At 72.1% G+C, this 16,652-nt stretch carries 16 protein-coding genes; 2 read left to right on the top strand and 14 right to left on the bottom strand.

All coding sequences use genetic code 11. The features are described from left to right. Window positions 1–9: 9 nt before the first annotated feature. From KV394_RS05670 to KV394_RS05690, 5 genes are all read right to left on the bottom strand, one after another. Window positions 10–771 (bottom strand): alpha/beta fold hydrolase, encoded by a 762-nt coding sequence (locus KV394_RS05670; RefSeq protein ID WP_136033106.1) that lies wholly within the window; start codon window positions 769–771, stop codon window positions 10–12. Window positions 772–806: 35 nt separating this feature from the next. Then, window positions 807–3,449, bottom strand: a complete 2,643-nt coding sequence (locus tag KV394_RS05675) for a penicillin acylase family protein (protein ID WP_407665466.1) — start codon at window positions 3,447–3,449, stop codon at window positions 807–809. A 132-nt stretch (window positions 3,450–3,581) separates the two neighbouring features. Next, a complete protein-coding gene (locus tag KV394_RS05680) occupies window positions 3,582–5,417 on the bottom strand; it encodes a YhgE/Pip family protein (RefSeq protein ID WP_206252104.1) in 1,836 nt (611 codons plus the stop codon). Then, complete coding sequence (locus tag KV394_RS05685) at window positions 5,414–6,235, bottom strand: hypothetical protein (protein WP_247982513.1); 822 nt, start codon at window positions 6,233–6,235, stop codon at window positions 5,414–5,416. The genes KV394_RS05680 and KV394_RS05685 overlap by 4 nt, the downstream gene beginning before the upstream one ends. Further along, the gene (locus tag KV394_RS05690) at window positions 6,232–6,858 is read right to left on the bottom strand and encodes a TetR/AcrR family transcriptional regulator (protein ID WP_247982514.1); all 627 of its coding nucleotides are present in this window, start codon (window positions 6,856–6,858) and stop codon (window positions 6,232–6,234) included. Before KV394_RS05690 ends, KV394_RS05685 begins: the two co-directional genes overlap by 4 nt. 255 nt (window positions 6,859–7,113) lie before the next feature. Between KV394_RS05690 and KV394_RS05695 the strand changes: the two genes are divergently transcribed. Next, window positions 7,114–7,773 carry a GntR family transcriptional regulator gene (locus tag KV394_RS05695; protein WP_247982515.1) on the top strand — a complete coding sequence of 220 codons (660 nt, stop codon included), beginning with the start codon at window positions 7,114–7,116 and terminating at the stop codon, window positions 7,771–7,773. Window positions 7,774–7,822: 49 nt separating this feature from the next. Here KV394_RS05695 and argG read toward each other — a convergent pair whose 3' ends face one another. Beyond that, window positions 7,823–9,268: an argininosuccinate synthase gene (gene argG / locus KV394_RS05700; RefSeq protein WP_136029641.1), complete on the bottom strand. Its 1,446-nt coding sequence runs from the start codon at window positions 9,266–9,268 to the stop codon at window positions 7,823–7,825. A gap of 128 nt (window positions 9,269–9,396) precedes the next feature. Between argG and KV394_RS05705 the strand changes: the two genes are divergently transcribed. After that, a complete protein-coding gene (locus KV394_RS05705) occupies window positions 9,397–10,104 on the top strand; it encodes a ZIP family metal transporter (RefSeq protein ID WP_136029639.1) in 708 nt (235 codons plus the stop codon). Between the two features lie 7 nt (window positions 10,105–10,111). Here KV394_RS05705 and KV394_RS05710 read toward each other — a convergent pair whose 3' ends face one another. The 8 genes from KV394_RS05710 to KV394_RS05745 form a co-directional block, all read right to left on the bottom strand. Next, window positions 10,112–10,519 (bottom strand): pyridoxamine 5'-phosphate oxidase family protein, encoded by a 408-nt coding sequence (locus KV394_RS05710; protein ID WP_136029637.1) that lies wholly within the window; start codon window positions 10,517–10,519, stop codon window positions 10,112–10,114. 104 nt (window positions 10,520–10,623) lie between these two features. Then, complete coding sequence (locus tag KV394_RS05715) at window positions 10,624–11,322, bottom strand: phosphotransferase family protein (protein ID WP_247982516.1); 699 nt, start codon at window positions 11,320–11,322, stop codon at window positions 10,624–10,626. Window positions 11,323–11,396: 74 nt separating this feature from the next. Then, window positions 11,397–12,497, bottom strand: a complete 1,101-nt coding sequence (locus tag KV394_RS05720) for a hypothetical protein (RefSeq protein WP_247982517.1) — start codon at window positions 12,495–12,497, stop codon at window positions 11,397–11,399. After that, window positions 12,491–13,246, bottom strand: a complete 756-nt coding sequence (locus KV394_RS05725) for a hypothetical protein (RefSeq protein WP_206252095.1) — start codon at window positions 13,244–13,246, stop codon at window positions 12,491–12,493. The genes KV394_RS05720 and KV394_RS05725 overlap by 7 nt, the downstream gene beginning before the upstream one ends. Continuing rightward, the gene (locus KV394_RS05730; protein WP_247982518.1) at window positions 13,243–14,313 is read right to left on the bottom strand and encodes a VWA domain-containing protein; all 1,071 of its coding nucleotides are present in this window, start codon (window positions 14,311–14,313) and stop codon (window positions 13,243–13,245) included. The genes KV394_RS05725 and KV394_RS05730 overlap by 4 nt, the downstream gene beginning before the upstream one ends. After that, window positions 14,310–15,296 (bottom strand): VWA domain-containing protein, encoded by a 987-nt coding sequence (locus tag KV394_RS05735; RefSeq protein ID WP_247982519.1) that lies wholly within the window; start codon window positions 15,294–15,296, stop codon window positions 14,310–14,312. Before KV394_RS05735 ends, KV394_RS05730 begins: the two co-directional genes overlap by 4 nt. Beyond that, window positions 15,287–15,772 (bottom strand): hypothetical protein, encoded by a 486-nt coding sequence (locus KV394_RS05740; protein WP_136045857.1) that lies wholly within the window; start codon window positions 15,770–15,772, stop codon window positions 15,287–15,289. Before KV394_RS05740 ends, KV394_RS05735 begins: the two co-directional genes overlap by 10 nt. Continuing rightward, on the bottom strand, window positions 15,759–16,646 hold the full coding sequence (locus KV394_RS05745; protein WP_136030824.1) for a DUF58 domain-containing protein: 888 nt from the start codon (window positions 16,644–16,646) through the stop codon (window positions 15,759–15,761). Before KV394_RS05745 ends, KV394_RS05740 begins: the two co-directional genes overlap by 14 nt. Between the last annotated feature and the right edge of the window lie 6 nt (window positions 16,647–16,652).

Raw genomic sequence — 16,652 nt, forward strand, 5'->3', positions numbered from 1 at the left:
GCCCGCGCGTCAGGTGCGGTCGGCGAACGCCTCGATCAGGCGTGCGGCGGGTTCGGAGTCGCTGATGAGGGTGCCGTGCCCGTGGTCGGGGATCACGGAGAGCTCCGCGCCGGGGATGGCGTCGAGGATGACCTGACACCAGCTCATCGGGGCCAGCGGGTCGTCTTCCCCGCGCAGCACGAGCACGGGGCAGTGGATGCGGCGGAAGGCCTTCTCGGGCTGATGCACGATGGTCGCCCGCATCTTGCGGATCAGGTGCGGACCGCCGCGGAGGTACTCGCGCGCGCCGCGCCAGATGACGAGCGGCCGCTCGCCCACGAGGTCCTGCAGCAGGTAGCGCGCCTGGGCCCCGATGTTGCGCGCGGCCTTGTCGACCGTCGGTCCCGCGAGCACCACCCCCGCCACGAGCTCGGGGTGCCGGGCGGCGAGCTCGGCCGCGATCTGGCTGCCCATCGAGTGCCCGATCACCACCACGGGTTCCGCGTCGACGTGGCGCAGATACGCGGCGACCAGGTCGGCGTGGCGCTGCATGGTGAGGGTGCGCGTGGGCTCGGGCGCTTCGCCGAACCCGGGGAGGTCGAGCGCGATCACGCGTCCGTTCAGGCGCTGGGTGAGGTCGAGGTACACGCTGCGGCCCATGCCGATGCCGTGCAGCAGCAGGTAGGTGTGCGGCCCCTCGCCGAAGCTCTCCGCGATGAGGGTCGCGCCGCCGTGCTCGAACTCCAGCAGCGTCGCGGTCGTCCCCTTCGGGGCGAGATAACTGGAGGGCACCGGTCCACGCTAGCCGAGGAACCTCTGCGGGTCTCTCAGCCGGCGGGGGCCAGGATCAGGGTGTCGCGCGCGGACCGGTCGACCGCGCCCGGTGTGAACGCCCAGGGGCGCTGTACGCCCGAGGCCCAGTCCTCCGTCTGGTCGACGTAGTGCTCGTGGTAGGCGTGACCGGAGGCGCCCGTCAGGTGGATCCACGTGGAGGCGTCGAGGTCGTCGAGGTCGACCACCATCCGCATGGAGGGCACGGTCGTGGTGGCGTACGACTCGCCGATGGTCCATCCGGTCGCGTCGACCACCGATGCCCCGCCGCCGACCGGGTAGGGTCCGCGGTTGAACAGTGCCTCGATCGGGGCGATGCCGGACGAGCCGAACGTGCCGCTGCGGAGCGTGATGGCGTGCAGGTCGCCCCAGTTCCAGCGCGTCGTGTCGGTGCCCTGCAGCGCGGCGAGCTCGTCGTACGCCTCCTCGGCCGACCGGGCCAGCATCTGGGGCATGCCGTCGACGTCGATGCGGTCGTTGCGCCACAGCGGGTCGGACGGGTCTTCGAGCAGGTCGCCGACCACGGTGAACAGCCGTCCCTGGCCGTCGGTGGGCAGGGGCACGGCGCGCTCGGCGAAGAGGTTCTGCACGAGGCGCGACCACAGCACGTTCGCGTACGCGGCGGCCGCGGAGGTCTTGTCGTTCTGCGCGTCCCACGTGCGGAGCAGCTCGACGGCCGTCCGCGGTCCGGTACCGTCGACCTCGACGTCGCCCATGGCGCTGACCAGCTGCTTGCCGATCCACATCTCGCCGTCCATCTGGATGTCGCGCAGGTCCTGCGCGGTCAGCGGCGCGGCGGCCGCGCGGCGCTCGATCAGGTGGGCGATGCGGGCAGCGCGGTACCCCTGGTCCCAGTCGCGCGACAGGAAGTACTCGTAGTCGTCGGTGACGATCGCGTTGTTCGCGGTCACGATGTAGCCGGACGCGGGGTTGTACGCCACGGGCAGCTCCTCGAACGGGATGTAGCCGGTCCAGTCGTAGCCGCTGTCCCACCCGGGCTGCGGCATCCCCCCGTCGCCGGCCCCGCGGATGGGGAGCCGCCCCGGCGTCTGGTAGCCGATGTTGCCGTCGACGTCGGCGTAGATGAGGTTCTGCGCCGGAACGTCGAACAGGGCGGCGGCGGCGCGGAAGTCGTCGAAGTCCTGCGCGGTGGAGAGGGCGAAGATCGCGGTCGCGGTGGTGCCGGGGTCGAGGGCCGTCCAGCGCAGGCTCACGGCGTATTCGGCGGCGTCGCTTCCCGGTGGGGCAAGGGCGGTGCCCTCGGCCCGGAGCGCGGGGTCCGGCGCGTCGGCGATCGCGGTGAAGTCGTCGGTGAGGCCGGAGATGATGGGGCCGTGCACGGTGGAGCGGATCGTGAGCTCGATGTCGTCGCCGCCCGCGACCGCGATGGTCTCGGTGGTCTCCTCGAGCGGCACGAGCGCGCCGTCGCGCCAGTACGCGTCGCCCTCGATGCGCTCGACGTACAGGTCGGTCACGTCGGTGGTGAGGTTGGTGAAGCCCCATGCGACGCGCTGGTTGTGGCCGATCACGATGCCCGGGAGACCGGAGAACGAGAAGCCCCCCACGTCGAACGGGCAGTCGGCGTCGACCGTCGAGCACTTCAGCTGCACCTGGTACCAGACCGAGGGCAGGGAGGCGCCGAGGTGCGGGTCGTTCGCCAGCAGCGGCATGCCCGACGCGGTCAGCTCTCCCGAGACGACCCAGGAGTTGGAGCCGATGCCCTCGCCGGCGTCTCCGACCAGGACGCTCGCGGCTTCGATCACGTTCGCCGTCTCCTGCCACTCGATCGTGGTGACGGCCTGCTGCACCTCGCCGTCCTTCGGCGGCAGGGTGAACGCGGCGGCGTCTGCGGTGGTGTCGAGCGGCTCCACCGTGGAGATCTGCGGCACGATCACCGGGTTCCGGTCGAACGGGTAGGAGGGGTACAGCTTCGCGAGCAGGGCGTGCGTGTCCTCCGGGTCGCCGCCGTCGGCGAGGGCGCCCGCGAGCAGCGCGCGCTCCGTCTCGTCCTCGACGTTGGTGCGGAGGTCCCAGGCCATGGCCTTGAGCCACGCGACGGAGTCGGCCGGCTCCCACGGCTCCGGTTCGTAGTCGGGGTTCTGCAGGCCCAGCACCGCGTACTCGAGCGACAGCTCCGCTCCGGACCGGGACGACAGGTAGGCGTTCACACCGTCGGCGTACGCCTCGTAGTAGCCGCGGGTCGTGTCGTCCATCGCCTCGACCTCGGCCTCGGCGACCTTGCGCCACCCGAGCGTGCGCAGGAACGCATCGGTGCCGGCCTGGGACGCGCCGAACAGCTCGGCCACGCGGCCCGACGTCACGTGCCGACGGAAGTCCATCTCGAAGAAGCGGTCCTGCGCGTGCACGAACCCCTGCGCGAAGAACAGGTCTTCCGAGGAGTCGGCGGTGATGGTCGGGATCCCGCTCGCGTCGCGCTGCACGGTCACCTCGGCGGCGAGGCCGTCCAGCCGCAGGGTGCCCGAGGTCTGCGGGAACGAGCGCTGGATGGTCCATGTCACGAAGAACGCCGCGGCCACCGCGATCACCACGATCGCGGCGACGACGAGGAACGCGATGCGCCCGATGCGGACACCGAGCGACGGGCGGGAGGGTGCGGGTGACACCGGCGAAACGGTCATCATCGTCGAGAACTCTTTCGGGTCGCGGTTGGGACTCAGTCCCACCGAGCCCCGGTGCGCGTTTCAGGGCCGCGCTCTCGCATCCTAGCCCGCCCGCGCTCGCCGCGGCACGTCCCGCGGCGAGCGACCGCGTCAGCCGATCAGGCTGGGCTGCAGATCGCGCAGCGTGCGGCGGTGCGTCATGCGCGTCACCCCGATCGCCGCGAGCACGAGGGCACCGACGAGCCACAGCGCGAGTACGGCCAGATCCCACCCGGCGCGGGCGTAGTCGCCGCCGTACATCAGCTGCCGCATCGCGTCGACCACGTAGCCGAGCGGCAGCACGTGGTGCAGTGCGGCGAGCGGGGTGGGCAGCGTCTGCCAGGGGAACGTGCCGCCCGCGGTGACCAGCTGCAGCACCATGAGCACGAGGCCGAGGAACTGTCCGACCGAGCCCAGCCAGACGTTCAGCGCCAGGATGATCGCCGCGAACGTGGCAGAAGCGAACATCAACACCCCGAGCGTGCCGAGGGGGTGGTCGAACGTGAAGCCGAGCGTGAGCGCCAGGATGCCCATGAGCCCGAGCATCTGCACGGCGCCGAGCATGGCGGGTGTGAGCCAGCCGGCGAGCGTGATGCGCACGGGGGAGTGCAGGGCGGTGACGGCGCGGCGTGAGATGGGCTTCACGATGAGGAACAGCGCGTAGATGCCGATCCAGGCCGACAGTGCTGCGAAGAAGGGGGCCAGTCCGGCGCCGTAGTCCTCCGCGGACGCCACCTTGTCGCTCGACACCTTCACGGGGTCGGCGATGGTGTCGGCCTGCTGGCTGCGAAGCTCCGGGGTGGACTCCGGGATCTGCTGCACCCCGTCGGCGAGGCCGTCGCGGAGTTCGACGGTGCCGGACGAGAGGGTGGCGAGACCGTCGCGCAGCTGGGCGGCGCCGGCGTTCGCGGAGGCGGCGCCGGTCGCGACCGTCCCCGCGCCGCTCGCGAGGTCGGTGGCGCCGGAGGCGAGGGCGGCGGCGCCGGCCGCGAGCTGGTCGACCTTGCCGACCGCAGCCTGCACCTGCGCGTTGCCCTCCTCCAGGCGGGTGCCGAGCGGGTCGAGCCGCGCCAGCACCCGGTCGATCTCCTCGGGGGTGAGGCCCTGGTCGGCGAGGGCCGTGGCGATGTCGGAGCGCACCTGCGGCAGGGCGGCGGTGGCCTCCTGCACGGCGGCGCCCGCACGGTCGGCCACGTCGGCGAGCTGGCGGTTGCCCGCGCTGACCTGCTGCGCGCCGTTCGCGAGGGTCTGGGCGCCGCTCGCGAGCTGCGCCGTGCCGTCGGCGAGCTGGGCGGTGCCGTCGGCGAGGGCGGAGCTGCCCGACGCGGCGGTTCCGGCGCCGTCGGCGAGCTGGCTCGCGCCGTCGGTCGCCGACACGAGGCTGTCGCGGATGTCGCTCAGCCCGGTGAGCAGCCGTTCGGCGGCCTCGCTGCCGACCATCTCGGCGACGGAGCTGCGGATCTTCTCGACCGCCTGCGTGCCCATGGAGGAAGCGAGGTAGTTGTTGGCGTCGTTGGTCTCCAGCTCGATGCGCGCCTGGTGCGGGTCGGTGCCCGCGGCCGAGGTGAGGGCGGCGGAGAAGTCCGACGGGATAGTGACGGTGAAGTCGACCGTGCCGTGGCGCAGTGCGTCGGCGGCCTCGTCGGCGGTCATCCGCTGCCAGTCGAACGCGTTGCCGTCGAGGAGGTTCTCGGCCACCTCCTCGCCGTAGTTCACGGTCTCGCCGGTCGCGGACTCCGTGCCCGTCGTGGGGGCGGGGGCGCCCTCGTCGTCGACCACGAGGGCCACGGGCACCTCGGGGAACTTTGCGTACGGGTCCTGGTTGGCCCACAGGTACAGGCCGCCGTAGAGGATGGGCACGCAGACCAGGGCGACCAGGGCGAGGATGCCCATCCGGCTGGCGGTGAGACGCCGGAGCTCGGCGGCGATCATGGACGGGACCTTCATCGCGCGTCTCCTCTCTCCTCGGCCTCGGGTTCGGGTTCGGGTTCGGGTTCGGGTGCTGGCTCGGACGGGGGCTCGGGTGCGTGCTCGGGCTCGGGTGCGGCCTCGAGCTCAGGTTCGGCCTCGGGTGCGGCCTCGGGTTCGGGTGCTGGCTCGGCCTCGGGTGCGGGGTCGGGTGCGGCGAGGACCAGCGGCTCGACGGGGCCGGAGGCGTTGACGGCGTCGAGCTCGTGCATGCGCTCGAGGGCCACGGCGGCTGAGCCCCCGACGATCACGAGCATCGCGTAGCCGCGGTCGGCGAACTCGCCCGCGATGCGCCACCAGCCGTCCGGGCTTCCGCCGTGGCGGTCGGGGGCGACGAGCACGATGCCCTCCACACCGCGCCGCAGGACTGCGAGCTCGCACAGCAGGCGCACGCGCGCGGCAGGGTCGATGTTCCCGATGGGGACCGACGCGAGCTCCTCGAACCCGAGTCGCGCGAGCCAGCGCCGCGCGTGCAGCGGGGTAGCACCGGCCCCGGCGAACATCAGCTCCTCGCCCACGACCCCCGCGAGCGTGATGTCGGGGTGGGGGTCGCTGACGTCGGGGGCGTCGACGAGGGCGACGCGGTGGCGCAGGTCTTTGGCGTCGCTCGCTCCGTCGATGCTCACCCGCCCGCTGTCGGGGCGCATGCGCCCGCTCGCGATGAGGCCGAGCACGGTGGGCCGTTGCTCGGTCTCGGCGAGGGCGTAGCGCACGGCCCCCGTGTGGAACTCCAGACTCGTGACCGGGAGCGCCTGGCCGTTGCGGCCCTTGCTCACCTCGTGCAGGGCGATTCTCATGCGCGGACCTCCTGCCCGGTCGCGGCGAGCTCCGGGTGGTCGGAGAGCAGCTCGTCGACCTCACGCCACGACAGCCCGGCGATGCTCAGGACCGCGCGCACGGCGAGGTCGCCCGTGGCGGGGTCGGCGGCCTCGGTGCGCGAGACGACGGTGCGGGCGATCTCTTCGATGAGCCGCGCCAGCGTCGGTCCGCTCAGGTCGCTGCGGAAGCTGCCGGCGTCCTGCCCCGACCGCACCAGGGCCGCCAGGGTGTCGCGAAGGGGGGAGAGCGCCGCGGCCGTGTGGGTGACGTGCGCCTCGTCGAGAGCGAGGGCCGCGGCGACCTGCACGTGCACGGCCTCCCGCCACAGCAGGGAGGCGAGGCGGGCGAGGGCGACGCGGGGGTCGGCGTCGTCGACCGAGGCGGCGATGGCGTTGAAGCGCTGCGCGCCGCTGGAGACGAGTTCGCGGATCAGTGCCTCGCGGTCGTCGAAGTGGCCGTAGAGCGTGCGGCGCGACAGGCCGGCGCTACGGGCGATGGCGTCGATCGAGGCGTGCGGGTCCAGGGCGAGGGCGGCGCGGGCGGCGGCGAGGATGCCGGCGCGGTTCTCCACGGCGTCGCGGCGGGGGGCACGGGTGGTCATGCATCCAGGATACTTTTCGTGCACAAGGTTGTGCAAGATAGTTCTCGGATGCTGGTCGCTACGGCCGCGCTGACATGTCGGTCCTTCCCATTTCAACTGTGTTATGTTACGCGTTGCGCTCGGGCGCGGATTCAGGGGGGCCCTGTGGATCGGAGCGAATCCGACGGCAGCGGTGTCCGAGGAGGCGGGGGGAACCGCCATGACGGAGAGGGGTGCGGTGTGCCTGGGATGGACAGTCCGCTGGAGCGGCGGACGATGAGCGACGACGTGTACGAGCGATTGCGCGAAGCGATCGTGACGGGCGAGCTGCGACCGGGGGAGCGGCTGCGGGATCACGAGCTCGCCGACGCTCTCGGGACCTCGAAGACGCCCGTGCGGCATGCGCTCGATCGCCTTGCCGAGCTGGGTCTCGTGGACATGCAGCGCAATCGCTTCACCCGGGTCGCTCCGATCGACCTCGACGACGTGCGCGACGCGATCGCCCTGTTCGGCGACGTCTGGATCGGCTCGGTGCGACACGCCACCCCGCTCATGGGCGACGACGACGTGACCTATCTGTCGGAGCTGCTGGAGGACATGACGTCCGCCGTGGATGCGTCCGACGTCGCCGCGTTCAGCGCCGCCCTGCGCACGATCGCGGTGGCGTACGCGCGCATCGAGGGAAACGCCACGCGCTCGAACGTGATCGAGTTCCTCGGCCCGCAGATCCGTCGCTTCAGCGCGCAGGCGAGAGGCGACTTCGACTTCGCGGCACTCCGCTCGTCCACCGCCGGGATCGGTCTCGCCATGACGCAGCGCGACGCGGTCGGCACGCGCGCTGCTCTCATCACCCTGTTCGACACCGTGCTCCCGGCGGTCATCGACCGCGCCGAGGAGCGCAGCCGCCACGTGGACGTGCCGCCGGCCGACGCCTGACACGACGAAGGGGCGCTCCACGTGGAGCGCCCCTTCGTCGTGACCGTGCTCAGTCGGTGCCGGAGTCGAAGGCCGCGCGCTCCGATGCCGTGTCCACCGCGTCGGCCAGCGTCTCGTCGGCCTCGGAGACCGAACCCTCGACGGCGCCCGTGATCTCGGCGGACTCGCCCGCGGTCACGCGACCGACGAGCTCGCCCGTGGCGCCGCCGACGAGGCCGAGTCCCGCGTACTGCTCGAGGCGTGCGCGCGAGTCGGCGATGTCGAGGTTGCGCATCGTGAGCTGACCGATGCGGTCGACCGGACCGAACGCGGCGTCGCCGACGCGCTCCATCGACAGCTTCTCCGGGCCGTACGACAGGTTCGGCGACACCGTGTCGAGGATCGTCCAGTCGTCGCCGCGGCGCAGGCGGATCGTGACCGTGCCGGAGATCGTCGAGCCGACCCAGCGCTGGATGGACTCGCGCAGCATGAGCGACTGCGGCTCGAGCCAGCGGCCCTCGTACATGAGGCGGCCGAGGCGGCGGCCCTGCTCGTGGTAGGTCGCGAGGGTGTCCTCGTTGAGGATGCCGTTGACCAGGCGCTCGTACGCGATGAAGAGCAGCGCCATGGCCGGGGCCTCGTAGATGCCGCGCGACTTCGCCTCGATGATGCGGTTCTCGATCTGGTCGCTCATGCCCAGCCCGTGACGTCCGCCGATCGCGTTCGCCTCCATCACGAGCGCCACCGGGTCGGCGAACTCGACGCCGTTGATCGCGACGGGACGGCCGCCCTCGAACGTGACCGACACGTCCTCGGACTCGATCGCGACGGACGGGTCCCAGAACTTCACGCCCATGATCGGGTCGACGGTCTCCAGCGACACGTCCAGGTGCTCCAGCGTCTTCGCCTCGTGCGTCGCGCCCCAGATGTTCGCGTCGGTCGAGTACGCCTTCTCGGCGGAGTCGCGGTACGGGAAGTCGTGGGCGACGAGCCAGTCGCTCATCTCCTTGCGTCCGCCGAGCTCGGTCACGAAGTCGGCGTCGAGCCACGGCTTGTAGATGCGCAGTCGCGGGTTGGCCAGCAGGCCGTAGCGGTAGAACCGCTCGATGTCGTTGCCCTTGTAGGTGGAGCCGTCGCCCCAGATGTCGACGCCGTCCTCGCGCATCGCGCGCACCAGGAGCGTGCCCGTCACGGCGCGGCCCAGGGGCGTGGTGTTGAAGTAGGTCTTGCCGCCGGAGCGGATGTGGAACGCGCCGCACGACAGCGCGACGAAGCCCTCCTCGACCAGCGCGGTCTTGCAGTCGATCAGCCGGGAGGCCTCGGCGCCGTACTCCAGCGCGCGGCCGGGGATCGATGCGATGTCGTCTTCGTCGTACTGCCCCAGGTCGCCCGTGTAGGTGAACGGCACCGCACCCTTGTCGCGCATCCAGGCGACGGCGACGGAGGTGTCGAGTCCTCCGGAGAAGGCGATGCCGACGCGCTCGCCGACGGGCAGGGACTGGAGGACCTTGGACATGCCTTCCAGTCTATCGGCGGGCGGCGTGTCGCCTTTCCGTGCGTCAGATCAGGCGTACCTCGACGATATGGATGGCGTGGGTCGCCCGCGCCCGCCGGCCCCGTGCCAGAGTGGGGCCGGAGGTGCGTATGGGTGGAGCGATCCTGTGGGGAGCCGTCGCCGCGGCGCCGCTGTTCGTCGGTGCGGTCCTGGCCCTGCTGCGCACCTGGCCGCCGCGCTGGCTCGGCATCGTGCTCGGCTTCGGCGCGGGCGCCCTCATGGCCTCCATCGCGTTCGAGCTGTGGGAGGAGGGGCTGGACCGCGGCGGACCGCTCCCTCTCGTGGCCGGTGTCGCGCTCGGCGCCCTCAGCTACTACGTCGCCGCCCGCATCCTCGACGCCCGCGCCGCCCGCACGAAGGGGCAAGCCGGGGGCGGGCAGCTCGCCGTCGGCGCTCTGCTGGACGGCATTCCCGAGCAGCTCGTGCTCGGCATCGGTCTGGCCTCGGGGGAGCCGGTGAGCATCGCGCTCGTGGTCGCCATCCTGGTGTCGAACCTGCCGGAGTCGATCGGGTCCGCCGCCGACCTGCTCGACGGCGGGATGGCGAAGTCGCGCGTGCTGCTGCTGTGGCTGGGGGTCGCGGTGGCGTGCGCCGCCGCCACGGTCGCCGGGTTCGCCCTCGCCAGTGTGACCGGCGACGTGTTCCGCTCCGGGGCGAGCGGCTTCGCGGCCGGCGCGCTGCTGGTCATGCTCGTGGACTCGATGGTGCCCGAGGCGCAGTCCAAGGCCAAGGAGTCGACGGGGCTCGCGACCGTGCTCGGCTTCGCGCTCGCCGCGGGGCTCGCCTTCGCGTCCTGACGCGGGGTCAGACCTTCGGGGTGCGGCTGTCGCGCTGCACGCTGCGGCCCGACATCGTCTCGATGTGCAGCAGCAGGGCCAGGTCGCGGTCCTCTCCGGCCCACGGGTGCACGCGGGCCGAGATGCCGGCCGCATCCTCCTCGGGCGCGCGCGACAGGGTGCCGTGCATCAGCACGCTCCACGCCGTGGCGCCCAGCGGGTCGTGATAGTCGACCTCGAACGCGACCGCCGCCGGCACCGTCGTCACGGCGGCCAGCAGCCCCTCCGCCGAGGTGCGCAACAGGATGTCGCGGCCGGACAGGGCGTAGTTGACCGGGTGGATGTGCACGCGGCCGTCGTGCAGGAAGCCGATGCGGCCGACCGTGGTGGTGGTCAGCAGTTCGTAGGACTGATCGGGCTCGAGCTCTCGGATCATGCGGATGCTCCCTCCGTGTGGCGCCAGTGTAACCAGCGGCCGGTGGATGTTCGAGGGCCCATCGCCCGGACCGGACGAGGCTCCTTCGTTCGGCCCGGCTTCGTTCAGCCCGGCCAGGCGCGCAACTCGGCCGTGAGCTGCGCGAAGTACTCGGGTGGACCGGCCTCGGCGAACCACAGCCAGAGCTCCGCGGCATGGATCGGGAACCACGCCCGCACCGCCACGGGGTCGGCGCCGTACCCCTCGATCAGCGCATCGGCCGAGCGGGGATCCTTGCGCGCGGCGCCCCATGCCGCGCGGGACAGCTCGCGCACCGGATCGCCCGCGTGCGCGGCCTCCCAGTCCACGACACCGGTGATGCGGCCGTCCGCCGCGAGCACGTTGCCGTCGGTCCAGTCCCCGTGGCAGAAGACGACGCCGGCCGAGGGCGGGAGCGCCAGGGGAAGGGCAGGACCGTCGGCGGCGCGGTACCGGGCGATGATCGCGGCGTCGTCGGGCGCGGGCGGCAGGTCCTCCGGGGCGACGAGGTCGTGCAGCCGCCGGAGGAGGACGGCCGACGCCCGCAGTGCGGCGAGCCGCGTGTCCGCATCACCCTCGTCCAGCCGGCCGCCGGGCAGCTCGGTCATCAGGATCACCCCGGCGCGCTCCTCCACGACCTGTGGCACCGGCAGCCCCGAATCCGCGAGGGCACGCAGCGCGCGCACCTCGGTGTCGTGACGCGCCGGGTCGGACAACCGCTTCTCGACCAGCCGGCGCCCGTCGCGCTCGACCAGTCGCACCGTCCCGACCGCACCCTGCCGCATCCCGCCATCCTCGCAGCACCCCGACGGAGCCGACCGGTGGCGGCGCGGATGCTGCTCGCCCTCGCCGGCTGAGGTCACTCGAAGCCGGGGTAGTCTTGCAGCTTCTCCTGGAACTCGGCACGGTCGGCCTCGCTCAGCACGGCGCTCGCGATCACCACGAGCTGCAGGCCCTCCAGTGGCTCGCCGGTGCGGGCGCTCTGCGCCTCCCGCGAGGTGCGGAAACCGCCGTCGACGTCGTTCGACAGGTCGTAGATGTTGGCGTAGAACCGCAGCGGATCCGGGTAGTTCTCGGTGTAGTACTCCCAGGTGGTCTGCGTGCGCGGGTCGTCGCTGCCGTAGAGCTTCGCGATCATCGACGGGTCGATGCCCGAGTTCGCCGGGTCGTTGAACGCGTACAGATCCCACAGCCCGTGGTCGAGCACGACCTCGTTCACCACCCGCATGACCTCGAGCTTGCGGTCGTAGTCCTGCACCGGCTCGTTCGTCGCCCACGCGGCCGTCGTGAACTCGTACAGCATCGACTCACCGCCGTAGCCGTTGCGCTCAGGCCGCAGGTCTTCCGCGCCCACCTGCGTCCACGTGTAGCCGAACTCGTCCGTGAGCCGGGCGCGCACATCCGCGAACAGCTCGTCGGCCGTGGCCCGCACCTCCTCCAGCGACTGCTGCGACAGCGCCTGCTGGGGGTCGGTGCCCTTGATGCCCGGATACCCCTCCGCGTGCCGCTGCTCCGCGGTCTTCACGCCCTCGTAGTCGCCCGAGGCGGACGTGCGCAGGGCGCTCAGCGCGCCGACGGTCGCCACGTTCAGCAGCACCGTCACCACCAGGGCGATCGCGCCGAGCCGTCGTGCACCCGGGGAGAACAGCGCCGCGACCACGACGCCGAGAACCACCAGCTGCAGGGTGAGGAACGTGACCCCGTACAGCAGGTCGGTGCCGCCGGCGGCCAGCACCCCGAGCAGGGTCAGGGAGAACAGGATCGCCGCGACGAGGGCGATCCAGCCGAACGCGGAGCCCGGGGTGCGCTTCTCGTCGACCGGTGCCGCGGGCAGCGGCGGAGGTGTGAGGTCGGGCTGTCGCCGCTTGGCCCCCGCATACCCGCCGGGGGGAGGGACGGGCGGCGCACCCTCGGCCCCGCCCACGTAGCGGGCGCGCTGACGCTCGTTGTCGCTCACCATGGCTTGTCCGTTCCCGAGCCGCCCGGATCGTCGCCCTGCTGCTGGTCGCGCTCCTGCGTGCCCTGGTTGAGCTTGTCCTGGAGGTCTTGCAGCTTGTCGTCGGACGGCTGTGGCTGCTCCTCCTGCTCCTGCTCCTCGGGCTCCTGCGGCTGCTGCTCCTGTTCCTGCTCCTGCTGCTTCTGCTTGAGCCGGTCCTCCGCGCCGTCGAGGGTGTCGGACATGTCGCGCTGCGGGTCGGGCGACTGCTGCTGCGCCTCCTCGCTGCGGCACTCCTCCGGCGTCTCCACCGTGAGCGTGAGGGCCTCGCCGTAGAGCTCCGCGGCCGCGGCACCGTCGCCGTCCGCCCTGGCCGCATCGCCCATCCGCTCCACGACCAGCGCGAGGTTGATGCGCACCGCGCACACCTCCAGTCCGGTGGCGAGGTCGAGCGCCCGCTCCAGCTCCGCTCTGGCCGCCGGCAGCTCCTCCGCACCGGCGAGGGCGGTGCCGATGTTGTACGGCGCCTTGTACGGCTCGAACCAGTTCAGGAACTCCTGGCCGCGGGCGGCGGACTCCGACCCGGCGAAGTCGTCGACCACGTACGACGTGATCGACTGGTGCGCGAACGCGTACATGCTGAGGATCTTGCCCACCACGAGCAGTGCGGCGAGGGTGAGCGGCAGCGTGCCGATGGCCACCCAGCGGCGGATGCGGCGGCGGCGTCGGTGGGACCGCAGCAGCGCGGCGGCCGTGTCGTCGTGCGCGGTCATGCGCCGCCTCCGTCTCTCGCGGGTGCGGGGTCGACGAAGTCGCGGCGGCGGGCGGGTGCGAGTCCCCGAAGCCGCGCGATGAGCGTGGTCGCCCGCAGCAGCTCGACCCCGAGGACCGCGAGCAGCACGAGCGCCGCGATCCAGTACAGCTCTGTGACGTTGCCGACCTCGCCCGATTCGGCGTAGCTGGTCGTGGTCGACGGCGCCTCCGGCAGCACGGGCTCGGTGTCGGCGATGCGGTGCTGGTACTCCACGCCCAGCTGCTCGGCCACGGTCTGCAGGTTCTGCTCGTCGATCACCGACAGCGCGTCCGAGCCCTCGTACTGGATGTACTCGCCCTCGCCGCCGCTCACGCCGCCGCTCGTCACCCGCATCGGACCGCCCTCCGCAGTGCCGTAGCCGAACACCGCCCCCGCATCCGTGTACTTCGCGCTCTTGTCGAACGACTCGGGCGTGGTGCCCGTGGTCTGCTCGCCGTCGCCGAGGTAGAACACCATGCGCGACCGGTCCGGCGAGGCCTCGGCGGCGGAGCGCAGCGTGTCCTCCAGCAGCCCGGCGGCGACCCCGATCGAACTGCCGCGCGACTGGCTGGTGACCTCGGGGCGCAGCACGTCGAGCGAACCGATCAGCGCGGTGGTGTCGGTGGTCAGCGGCATCCGCAGCTGGGCGGACGCGTCGGAGGTGATCATCGCGAACCGTGCCCCCGGGTACTGCGCGACCAGTTCGCGCACGTCGGCGCGCACCCCGTCGAGCCGCGGAGAGCCCTCGTCCCAGTCCTCCGCGACGATGCTGGCGGTGGTGTCGACCACCAGCACGACGTCGGTGTCGGTCGCGAGGGTCTGGGTCGCGCCGCCGGGGATGCCAGGGCGCAGCAGCATCGCGAAGCACGCGAGCACCATCAGCAGTCGCAGGGCCCACAGTGAGCGGTGCGCGGCGATCGCACGGCGGTCGGTCACGCGCTCGCCGCCGGCCCGGGGTGCGCGCACCAGCATCCACACCGCGGCGGCGGCCACGGCACCGCACAGCAGCACCACGAGGATCAGGGGGAGGACGGGCTGGAAGATCACAGTCGCACCCTCCACGCCAGCAGCACGAAGCCGAGCGCCACGACCGACAGCACCGCGATCCACAGGTTCGGGGCGTCGGTCCACACCACCTGCGCCTCACCGCGCAACGCCGTCGCGTCCTGCTCCTGCACCTGGTCGACGATGTCCGACACGGTCGTGGTGTCGCGCAGACCGAAGGCCGCGCCGCCGGTGGCCTCGGCGGCGGCGGTCAGCTCGGCGCTCACCGCGGCGTCCTTGCCCTCGACCGGGTTGATCGCGAAAACCCGCACGCCGTTCGACGCGGCGTACGCCGCCGCCTCCTGCAGCGTCACGATCGAGGCGCCGTTCACCTCGTTGTCCGTCGCGAAGATCACCGACCGCGACCGGTCGTCGTCGGGATGGTCGAAGCCCATCGCGCACGCCGCCAGGCCGTCGCCGATCAGCGAGGCGCCGTCGCCGTTGAGGGTCCCGACCCAGTGCTCGGGGATGCGGTCGACGTAGTCGAAGCTCGACACCATGCTCGTCAGGTGCTCGCGGATGAAGTCGTAGTCGTCGGTCAGGGGGAAGATCTGCACGGGAGAGCTGTTGAAGATCGTCAGCCCGATGCGCTCGCCCTCGAAGCCGTCCAGCAGCTCCTCGAACACCGACAGCACCTCGACGTCGACCTCGCTCATCGACCCCGACACGTCGAGGCACAGCATGATGTCGCGGCTGCTGTTGACCGGCTGGATGGTCTGCGCGGCCATGGGTCGCGCGGCCACCACGCCGGCCACGAGCGCCGCGACCGCGCCGAGCGCCAGGATCCCCGACAGCGCCAGCACCCGCCGTGACAGCGCCTGGCGGAACGACGGCAGCGTGCGCAGCCGTTCGGCTCGCGCGACCCGCGCGGTGGCGCCGGCCGCACGACCGCCCCGGCGCCGCAACCCCAGCACGAGCCCGACCGCGACCGCCACCACCACGACGGCCGCGGCGAGGATCAGCATCCACACGTTCGCTAGTGCCATGCGCGCACCACCGTCCTGGCGGCCGCGGCCCCCGCCACGGGGTCGATCGCCGGACCCTGCCGGAAGATGCTCGGGTAGTAGTGCCGGCCCATCGCGTCGATCAGGGCCGGGTTCACGCCACGGGCGACCAGGTCGTCGAGCGCGAGCACGGGCGCCTCCAGGCCGCTGTACTCGTTCACGAACGCGCGCACCACGCGGCTGAGCTCGAGGTTGGCCTGCCGCGCCGACAGCCGGCGCCCGAGGTAGTCGTTCTCCACGGCCTGGATGCGGTCGAGGTACTCCGTGCGCAGCACCGACAGCACGTCGAGCGTCGAGGGCGTCGCGCCCGTGGCGGCCGGGGCCGGGGTGCGCGGGGGTCGCGTGAGCACGATCAGCAGCCACGCGCCGAGCACCAGCAGCGCCAGGATGCCGAGCGCGAGCAGCATCCAGCCCCAGCCGTACTGCGCCGGCGGGTAGAGCTCGTCAGAGCCGGGCATTCGACCTCCGGTTCAGCAGCCGCAGCAGCTGCGGCACGGCGTCGTCCTGTCCGTCGAGCGCGGCGTGGCTGATCTCCATGCGGGTGAGGAGGTCGGCGAGGCGGGCGGCGTCGGCATCGCGCTGCGCCGTGAGCTCCTGCACGATGCCGCGGTCGCCCTGCACGAAGTCGGGCACCTGCCACCGGCTGTCCACGTCGACGCGCAGCCGCCCGGTGCGGTGGTCGAGCACGGGGTCGGCGTCGCGCAGCGTGAGCCACAGCACGTCGTGCTGCACGCGCAGCCTCCGCAGCAGTCGCTCGGTCTCGGAGGTGACCGGGGCCTCGTCGGTGAGCACGACCACGATCATGCGGCGGGCGACGGTGCGGGTGACGAACGACAGCAGCGCGTCGCGGTCGCTCGGGGCCGCCGCGTCGTCCACCGCGCGATCGAGTGTGCGCAGGGCGTGCTCGAGGGCGCCCTCGCTGCGACCGGGAGCCAGGCGGCGCACCCTGGACGCATCGCCGTAGACCACGGTGAAGTCGTCGCCGTGGCGCAGCGTGAGCACGCCGAGGGCCCCGGTGGCCAGGATCGCGAGCTCCTTCTTCGAGCGCTCGTCGGCGGCCAGGGCGGCCATCGAGCGACCGGTGTCCACCACGAACATCACGGTGTGCATGCGCGTGGCCCGCGACCGCTTCACCAGCGGGGTGCCCAGCCGGGCGGTCGCGCGCCAGTCGATGTCGCGCACCTGATCGCCGTACTCGTACTTGCGCAGGTCCTCGAAGTCGAGGCTCCGTCCGTGCAGCAGCGACGCGTAGGCGCCGTCGAGCGCGTGCAGGGACTTGCGCGACGAGTGGATGAAGAGCTTGCTCTTCACCTGGGTGATCAGGCTGGCCATGGCGGT

Origin of the sequence: Microbacterium sufflavum (assembly GCF_023101165.1) — a bacterium.
GTDB lineage: Bacteria > Actinomycetota > Actinomycetes > Actinomycetales > Microbacteriaceae > Microbacterium > Microbacterium sufflavum.

Excerpts from the sequence above, each read along its gene's own strand:
- KV394_RS05710 (WP_136029637.1), bottom strand. The coding sequence starts at position 10,519 with ATGATCCGAGAGCTCGAGCCCGATCAGTCCTACGAACTGCTGACCACC.
- argG (WP_136029641.1), bottom strand. The coding sequence starts at position 9,268 with ATGTCCAAGGTCCTCCAGTCCCTGCCCGTCGGCGAGCGCGTCGGCATC.
- KV394_RS05690 (WP_247982514.1), bottom strand. The coding sequence starts at position 6,858 with ATGACCACCCGTGCCCCCCGCCGCGACGCCGTGGAGAACCGCGCCGGC.
- KV394_RS05715 (WP_247982516.1), bottom strand. The coding sequence starts at position 11,322 with ATGCGGCAGGGTGCGGTCGGGACGGTGCGACTGGTCGAGCGCGACGGG.
- KV394_RS05685 (WP_247982513.1), bottom strand. The coding sequence starts at position 6,235 with ATGAGAATCGCCCTGCACGAGGTGAGCAAGGGCCGCAACGGCCAGGCG.
- KV394_RS05745 (WP_136030824.1), bottom strand. The coding sequence starts at position 16,646 with ATGGCCAGCCTGATCACCCAGGTGAAGAGCAAGCTCTTCATCCACTCG.
- KV394_RS05725 (WP_206252095.1), bottom strand. The coding sequence starts at position 13,246 with ATGACCGCGCACGACGACACGGCCGCCGCGCTGCTGCGGTCCCACCGA.
- KV394_RS05735 (WP_247982519.1), bottom strand. The coding sequence starts at position 15,296 with ATGGCACTAGCGAACGTGTGGATGCTGATCCTCGCCGCGGCCGTCGTG.
- KV394_RS05675 (WP_407665466.1), bottom strand. The coding sequence starts at position 3,449 with ATGACCGTTTCGCCGGTGTCACCCGCACCCTCCCGCCCGTCGCTCGGT.
- KV394_RS05720 (WP_247982517.1), bottom strand. The coding sequence starts at position 12,497 with ATGGTGAGCGACAACGAGCGTCAGCGCGCCCGCTACGTGGGCGGGGCC.
- KV394_RS05705 (WP_136029639.1), top strand. The coding sequence starts at position 9,397 with ATGGGTGGAGCGATCCTGTGGGGAGCCGTCGCCGCGGCGCCGCTGTTC.
- KV394_RS05740 (WP_136045857.1), bottom strand. The coding sequence starts at position 15,772 with ATGCCCGGCTCTGACGAGCTCTACCCGCCGGCGCAGTACGGCTGGGGC.
- KV394_RS05695 (WP_247982515.1), top strand. The coding sequence starts at position 7,114 with ATGAGCGACGACGTGTACGAGCGATTGCGCGAAGCGATCGTGACGGGC.
- KV394_RS05680 (WP_206252104.1), bottom strand. The coding sequence starts at position 5,417 with ATGAAGGTCCCGTCCATGATCGCCGCCGAGCTCCGGCGTCTCACCGCC.